The 6,607-nt window shown below is 64.7% G+C and carries 6 protein-coding genes; 2 read left to right on the top strand and 4 right to left on the bottom strand.

The annotated features are described in order from the left end of the window. Positions 1–1,187: OpgC domain-containing protein (locus ACXJL8_RS29920; protein ID WP_456686084.1), on the bottom strand; the 1,187-nt coding region annotated here is incomplete at its 3' end. A gap of 184 nt (positions 1,188–1,371) precedes the next feature. On the opposite strand from ACXJL8_RS29920, the gene apaG reads away from it, so the two are divergent. Then, complete coding sequence (gene apaG / locus ACXJL8_RS29915) at positions 1,372–1,776, top strand: Co2+/Mg2+ efflux protein ApaG (RefSeq protein ID WP_456619601.1); 405 nt, start codon at positions 1,372–1,374, stop codon at positions 1,774–1,776. Between the two features lie 345 nt (positions 1,777–2,121). On the opposite strand, the gene ACXJL8_RS29910 is transcribed toward apaG, so the two are convergent. The 3 genes from ACXJL8_RS29910 to ACXJL8_RS29900 all read right to left on the bottom strand — a co-directional run bounded on the left by ACXJL8_RS29910 (position 2,122) and on the right by ACXJL8_RS29900 (position 5,505). Then, positions 2,122–3,129, bottom strand: a complete 1,008-nt coding sequence (locus ACXJL8_RS29910; protein ID WP_456619600.1) for an Hsp33 family molecular chaperone — start codon at positions 3,127–3,129, stop codon at positions 2,122–2,124. Positions 3,130–3,373: 244 nt separating this feature from the next. Beyond that, complete coding sequence (argF, locus tag ACXJL8_RS29905) at positions 3,374–4,297, bottom strand: ornithine carbamoyltransferase (RefSeq protein WP_456619599.1); 924 nt, start codon at positions 4,295–4,297, stop codon at positions 3,374–3,376. Continuing rightward, the gene (locus ACXJL8_RS29900) at positions 4,297–5,505 is read right to left on the bottom strand and encodes an acetylornithine transaminase (RefSeq protein WP_456619598.1); all 1,209 of its coding nucleotides are present in this window, start codon (positions 5,503–5,505) and stop codon (positions 4,297–4,299) included. The genes argF and ACXJL8_RS29900 overlap by 1 nt, the downstream gene beginning before the upstream one ends. Before the next feature lie 457 nt (positions 5,506–5,962). Between ACXJL8_RS29900 and ACXJL8_RS29895 the strand changes: the two genes are divergently transcribed. Beyond that, positions 5,963–6,475 (top strand): GcrA family cell cycle regulator, encoded by a 513-nt coding sequence (locus ACXJL8_RS29895; protein WP_456619597.1) that lies wholly within the window; start codon positions 5,963–5,965, stop codon positions 6,473–6,475. The last annotated feature ends 132 nt before the right edge of the window (positions 6,476–6,607 follow it).

The following is a 6,607-nucleotide window of genomic DNA, read 5'->3' as shown; positions in this document are numbered from 1 at the left end:
CGCTTGTACCACGAAATCACCCAGGCGACGCCCCACATGACCAGGATTCCCGAGAGACTAATCAGCGCATGCATGACCGCGCCGCCGGACACCTCGGCCAGGATGAAATGGCCGGCGAAGGCCAGGAAGACGCCGAGGCAGAAGATCTCCAGGGAGTGGGAGCCGCACAGGATCAGCGGCCGCAGCCAGGGCGATGTCAGGCCCGGCCAGTCCCGCGGCAGGAAGCGCACGGTGAGCGCGGCCAGCGCCAGGAAATGGGTGAAGCGCAACACGTCCAGATCGGTCTTGTCGATCGGATACATCCATTGCTCGAGCCGCTTCGGCATCAGATGGGACAATTGCGGCACGTACCAGGTCAGGGTCACGTAGAATGCCGCGACGATATAGGCGATCGCGATCCACATCATTACGGGTGAAGCCAGGATGCGCGACATGCGTCGCGCACCTCCCAGCGCGCACCATGCACCGAACACGAAAAGCAATTGCCAGGCCAGCGGATTGAACGCCCAGAAGCCGTTCGGATAGGCCGAAAAGTAGAGGTCGTATTCCCATGTAACGGCGTAGAGGATAACGGAAAGGCCGAGCGTGACGTCGGGCTTCCACTTCATCGACCAGAGGATGAAAGGCAGCGCCAGCATCAGCACGATGTAGAGCGGCAGCACGTCCATGTTCACGGGGCGGAAGCGCAACAGCAGCGCCTGCACGATGGTGACGTCGGGCTGCTTGAGGAAATCCATGATGCCCATCTCTTCGGTGTAGAGTGGGTTCTCGAACCTGGTCGCGACGTAGGAGATCTCGGCGAGGAAGATCGTGAACAGGAAGACGTGGGCGACATAGATCTGCCAGACCCGGCGCAGGATTCGCGCGGTGGCGACGACGACGCCGCTTTCCAGCATGGCGCGGCCGTAGACGAAGGCTGCGGTGTAGCCGGAGATGAAGATGAATATCTCGGTGGCATCGCTGAAGCCGTAATTGCGGATCGTGAACCAGGTCAGAAGGCTCGGCGGCAAATGGTCGATGAAGATCAGCCACAGCGCGAGCCCACGGAACAGGTCGAGCCTGAGCTCACGCTCGCCGATGGCGGGCAGCGTGATGGCCTGCGCGGCGGCGCGGGGTTTCGCAACCGCGGATTTGCCATCCGCAGTTCCCGCGATCGTCGATCCCGTCACTTGGTCGGCAATGGTCATCGGGGCCCGAAACCCTTACGCAAATCGCGACGTTAAAAGGAGTGTACCGGTCCGGTCGGCGTCTCGCAAAGCGACCAGATCACATCGAGGTGTATTTCCCTGGGGGTGTACTTCCCTTCGAATTCGGGCGGGACGATGTCGCCAAAACCGCCTCCGGCGTTTGGTTCCCGGCCGGGATTTCGTTATGATGGCAGCCATGTACCGCGCCGTGACCCGCCAGATCGAAGTGACCGTCGAGCCGAACTTTGTTCCGGAGCAGTCGTCGGCCGACCGGTCCCGGTTTTTCTGGTCCTACACCATCGTCATCACCAATTCCGGCGATGAGACCGTACAGCTCAAGACGCGGCACTGGATCATCACCGACGCCTCGGGCCGGCAGCAGGAGGTGAAGGGCGAGGGCGTGGTCGGCGAGCAGCCGATTCTGGCGCCCGGCGAGCGCTTCGAATACACCTCGGGCGTGCCGCTCTCGACCGCCTCGGGCTTCATGACCGGCCGCTACCAGATGGTCACCGAAAGCGGCGAGCGCTTCGAGATCGACGTGCCGACCTTCTCGCTCGACAGCCCGGATTTGAAGCGGGTGTTGAACTAGCGCGGTGCCGTAGGGTGGGTTAGCCCCGCGGCTGCGCGAAGCGCAGTCCGCTCGGCGTAACCCACCACGGTCTATCCGCGCCAAAGCAAGCTGGTGGGTTACGCTTCGCTAACCCACCCTACGATTCCGTGCCTAGCGGGCGAGCTCATCATACCACCCACAACTGGATGCCCCGGCTTGACCGGGGCATCCAGTACGCCGCAGCCTCTCGATTCAATCACCGCCGTCACGGAGTACTGGATCGCCCGCCCCAGTGCGCAATTGCGCACAAGGCGGGCGATGACACCGAGGATGTAGCGAGCAGCTTCCCCGACCTCGTCATTGCCAGCGCCGCGAATTAGAGGCCTACGCGTCCTCCACGCCCGCCTCATCCGGCGTGAACTCGTACACCGACGAGCAGAACTCGCAGGTGACGACGACCTTGTCGTCCTTGACCATCGCGGCGCGGTCGTCGGGCGAAAAGCTCTTCAGCATCGCGGCGACGGCGTCGCGCGAGCAGGAGCATTGCGCTTTCAGCACCAGCGGATTGAACACACGCACGCCGCGCTCGTGGAACAGGCGGTAGAGCAGCCGCTCGCCGGAAAGATCGGGATCGATCAGCTCGACATCCTCGACGGTGTCGATCAGCGAGCGCGCCTCGACCCAGGCATCGTCTTCAGCGACGCTATGCACTTCGACGCCTTCGGGCGCATCGCCGGGATGCAGATCGGCCTGCCGCGCGCGCTCCGGCGCTTTCGGCAAGAACTGCATCAGCATGCCGCCGGCGCGCCAGCGATGCTTGCCGCCGTCGTTCGAGCGCCACTCCTCGCCGACGGCGAGGCGGACGCGCGTCGGGATCTGCTCGGAGCGCAGAAAATATTCGTGGGCGGCGTCTTCGAGGCTGCCCCCGTCGAGCGCAACCAGGCCCTGATAGCGGCTCATGTCGGGGCCCTGGTCGATGGTCATGGCGAGATGGCCGCGGCCAAGCAGCGTGCCGGAATCCTTCGCCGTGCCGAGGCGCGAAGCGTCGTAGCGGGCGTAGGCGCGCAGATGGTCCGGCGCCTTGTAGTCCACCACCAGGAACGACACCGGGCCATCGGTCTGGGCCTGGAGGATGAAGCGGCCCTCGAATTTCAGCGCCGTTCCGAGCAGCGTCGTCAGCACGATGGCCTCGCCGAGCAGCTTGCCGACCGGCGCAGGATAATCGTGCTTGGTCAGGATCTCGTCGAGCGCGGGGCCAAGCCGCACCAGCCGCCCGCGCACGTCGAGCGCGTCGACCTCGTAGGGCAGCACGGCGTCATCAATGGGAACCGCCGATGGTGCGCGAACCGGGCCTTCAGGCCCGGTTTTCATGTCAGGGGATTGGAAAACCATGGCGCTTTATCTGGGGTCGGAGGGTGGAAATGGAAGGGGGGGGCGGCGGGGCGGTCTGTTCCGGATGCAGTTATGATTGCACACGATATTGCAAATTCGGTGTCGCCCCGGCGAAGGCCGGGACCCATAACCACAGGGCGTGGTTATGCGAAGATTCGCCGTTCGGTACCCCTACTTTCCGCAACCGAGAGATCACGCGGTGATGGGTCCCGGCCTTCGCCGGGACGACGGATAGTTCGTCCCGCTACTTCACCGCATCAAAACACCAGGCCAGGATGCCCTTCTGCGCGTGCAGGCGGTTTTCGGCCTCGTCGAACACGACCGATTGCGGACCGTCGATCACCTCGTCGGTGACCTCCTCGCCGCGATGGGCGGGCAGGCAGTGCATGAACAGCGCGTCGGGCTTGGCCAGCGACATCAGCTTCGAATTGACCTGGTAGGGCTTGAGCACGTTGTGGCGGTGCTCGCCCTCCTTGTCGCCCATCGACACCCAGGTGTCGGTGACGACGCAATCGGCGCCGCGCACGGCAGCTTCCGCGTCGCTGCCCAGCATGATCGGCGCGCCGGTCGCCTTGATCCAGTCGCGCATCGCCTTCTTCGGCGCGAGCTCCGGAGGGGTCGCGACATTGAGCTGAAACTTGAAGCGCTCGGCCGCGTGCGCCCAGGACGCCAGCACGTTGTTGTCGTCGCCGGTCCATGCCACGGTCTTGCCCTCGATCGGGCCGCGATGCTCCTCATAGGTCATGAGGTCGGCCATCACCTGGCAGGGGTGCGAGCGCCGGGTCAGGCCGTTGATGACGGGCACGGTGGCGTTCGCCGCGAGCTCGAGCAGCGCCTCGTGGTTGAGGATGCGGATCATGATGGCGTCGACATAGCGCGACAGCACGCGCGCGGTGTCGGCGATGGTCTCGCCGCGGCCGAGCTGCATCTCGGCACCGGTGAGCATGATCGGCTCGCCGCCGAGCTGGCGCATGGCGACATCGAACGACACCCGCGTCCGCGTCGAGGGGCGCTCGAAGATCATCGCCAGCGTCTTGCCTTCGAGCGGCTTGACCGGTTGATGCGCCTTCTGCTTCGCCTTCATGGCGGAAGACGCCGCGAGCATGCGCTTGAGCTCCGCCAGCGGCAGCTCGTTGATATCGAGAAAATGCTTTGGCGCCTTGCTCATCAGCTTGCCGCCCGCTTGGTCTGGCCGGCCGACAACGCCGCGCAGGCGCGTTCGAGCCGCGCGACGCTGTCTTCGATCTCGGCCTCAGTGACGATCAAGGGCGGCAGGAAGCGCACGACGTTGTCACCGGCCCCAACGGTGAGAAGCTTCTCACCGCGCAGCGCCGCAACGAGATCACCGGAGGGCACCACGGCCTTGATGCCGATCAAGAGCCCCTCGCCGCGGACTTCGCTGACGACGTCGCCATGGCGGTCGATCACGGAGGCGAGCTTCTGCTTCAACAGCAACGACATCTTCTGCACGTGGTCGAAGAAGCCGGGCTTGAGCATGACGTCGAGCACCGCGTTCGCAGCGGAGATCGCGAGCGGATTGCCGCCGAAGGTCGAGCCGTGCGAGCCCGGCGTCATGCCGGACGCCGCTTCCGCGGTCGCAAGGCACGCGCCGATCGGGAAGCCGCCGCCGAGCGCCTTGGCCAGCGACATCACATCGGGCGTGACGCCGAGGCGACGATGCGCAAAGAGATCGCCGGTGCGGCCCATGCCGGTCTGCACCTCGTCGAACGCCAGCAACAGGCCGCGCTCGTCGCAGAGCTGGCGCAGCGCCTTGAGGAACGCCGGCGTCGCCGAACGCACGCCGCCCTCGCCCTGGATCGGTTCGATCAGGATGCCGGCGGTCTGCGGGCCGATGGCCTTCTTCACGGCGTCAAGATCGCCATGCGGGACCTGGTCGAAGCCGTCCATCGGCGGACCAAAGCCTTCGAGATATTTTGCCGAGCCGGTCGCAGCCAGCGTCGCCAGCGTGCGGCCGTGGAAGGCGCCCTCGAAGGTGATCATGCGATAGCGGTCGGGATGGCCTTTGGCGGCGTGATAGCGGCGCACGACCTTGATCACGCATTCCAGCGCCTCGGCGCCGGAATTGCAGAAGAATACGAAGTCCGCAAAGCTCTCGCTGCAGAGCCGGGCGGCAAGTCGCTCGCCATCCGGGCTCTGGAACAGGTTCGACATGTGCCAGAGTTTCGTGGCCTGCTCCTGCAACGCCTTGACCAGCGCGGGATGGGCATGGCCGAGCGCGTTCACCGCCACGCCAGAGGTGAAATCGAGATAGCGGTCGCCGTTGGTCGCGATCAGCCAGCAGCCTTCGCCGCGCTCAAAACCGAGGTCGGCCCTGGCGAAAACGGGGAGCAAATGCGGCGCTGCGCTGTTGGTCATGACGGTCACTTGGATGTTGCGGACGGACTGAGCGTGCATCACGCAACGCACCATTGACCGGCCCGGAAAACGAAACGTGCCGCCTTTTAAGGGCGGCACGCGTCACTATCTTATGCCTGGTAAAACGGGTGTCAATGCCGCCCGGAAAGCCTCACGAAACGCTGAATCCGTAGTCTTGCGGTGTCGATTTTGCGGTTTTTTGGCCACGGAACATGTGGAAGCGAGTCGGCGGACTCTTGCGCGTGAGTCACGCCATATTGTAGCGTTTGGCTTGTCAGATACGACATCTCGTGCAGGCGGTTCTGATCTCTAAGTCCTCATGTACCGGCGTAAACGTTCGGGCGCACTTCGCGCGCCCGGCGAGCCTTAAGGGATTCTGGCGGCACGGGTTTTTCAAGGCTTAGGCATTCGCTGTGAGGCCCCGATATGGCAGGCGCGCAGCGAGGGAAAGGGTGCAATGACGGTTTTGACCTGGTCCGATGATCGCGTCGAGCAGCTGAAAAAGCTCTGGGAGGCCGGACTTTCGGCCAGCCAGATCGCGGCGGAGCTCGGCAATGTGACCCGCAACGCCGTGATCGGAAAGGTGCACAGGCTTGGCCTGTCCGGCCGCGCCAAGAGCCCCTCTTCGGCCGCGCCCCGGCCGCGTAAGGCGCGTCCGGCACAGCACATGATGCGGGTGAGCCGCCCGATCTCGCGCGGCAACACCGCGTTGGCGCAGGCCTTCGAGGTCGAGGTGGAGGCCGAGCCGGTCACCTACGACAACGTGGTGCCGATGAGCCAGCGGCTGTCGCTGCTGGAATTGAACGAGGCGACCTGCCACTGGCCGGTCGGCGATCCCTCGAGCCCGGATTTCTTCTTCTGCGGCGGCAAGGCGCTGTCGGGCCTTCCCTATTGCGCCCAGCACTCGCGTGTCGCGTACCAGCCGGCGGCCGATCGCCGGCGCGCACCGGCCAAGCCGGGCCCGCGGTGAGTTAGCGGATATAGTCGTCCGTTAAAATGCCGCCATCACACGATGGCGGCTCGACACACTCCGATGTCGTCCCGGCGAAGGCCGGGACCCATAACCACCAGCAGATGTGGTTACAGGGATTCGGAGTTACCC

The sequence above is a fragment of the Bradyrhizobium sp. P5_C11_2 genome (assembly GCF_054049755.1).
This window is presented reverse-complemented; position numbering and strand designations above follow the sequence as displayed.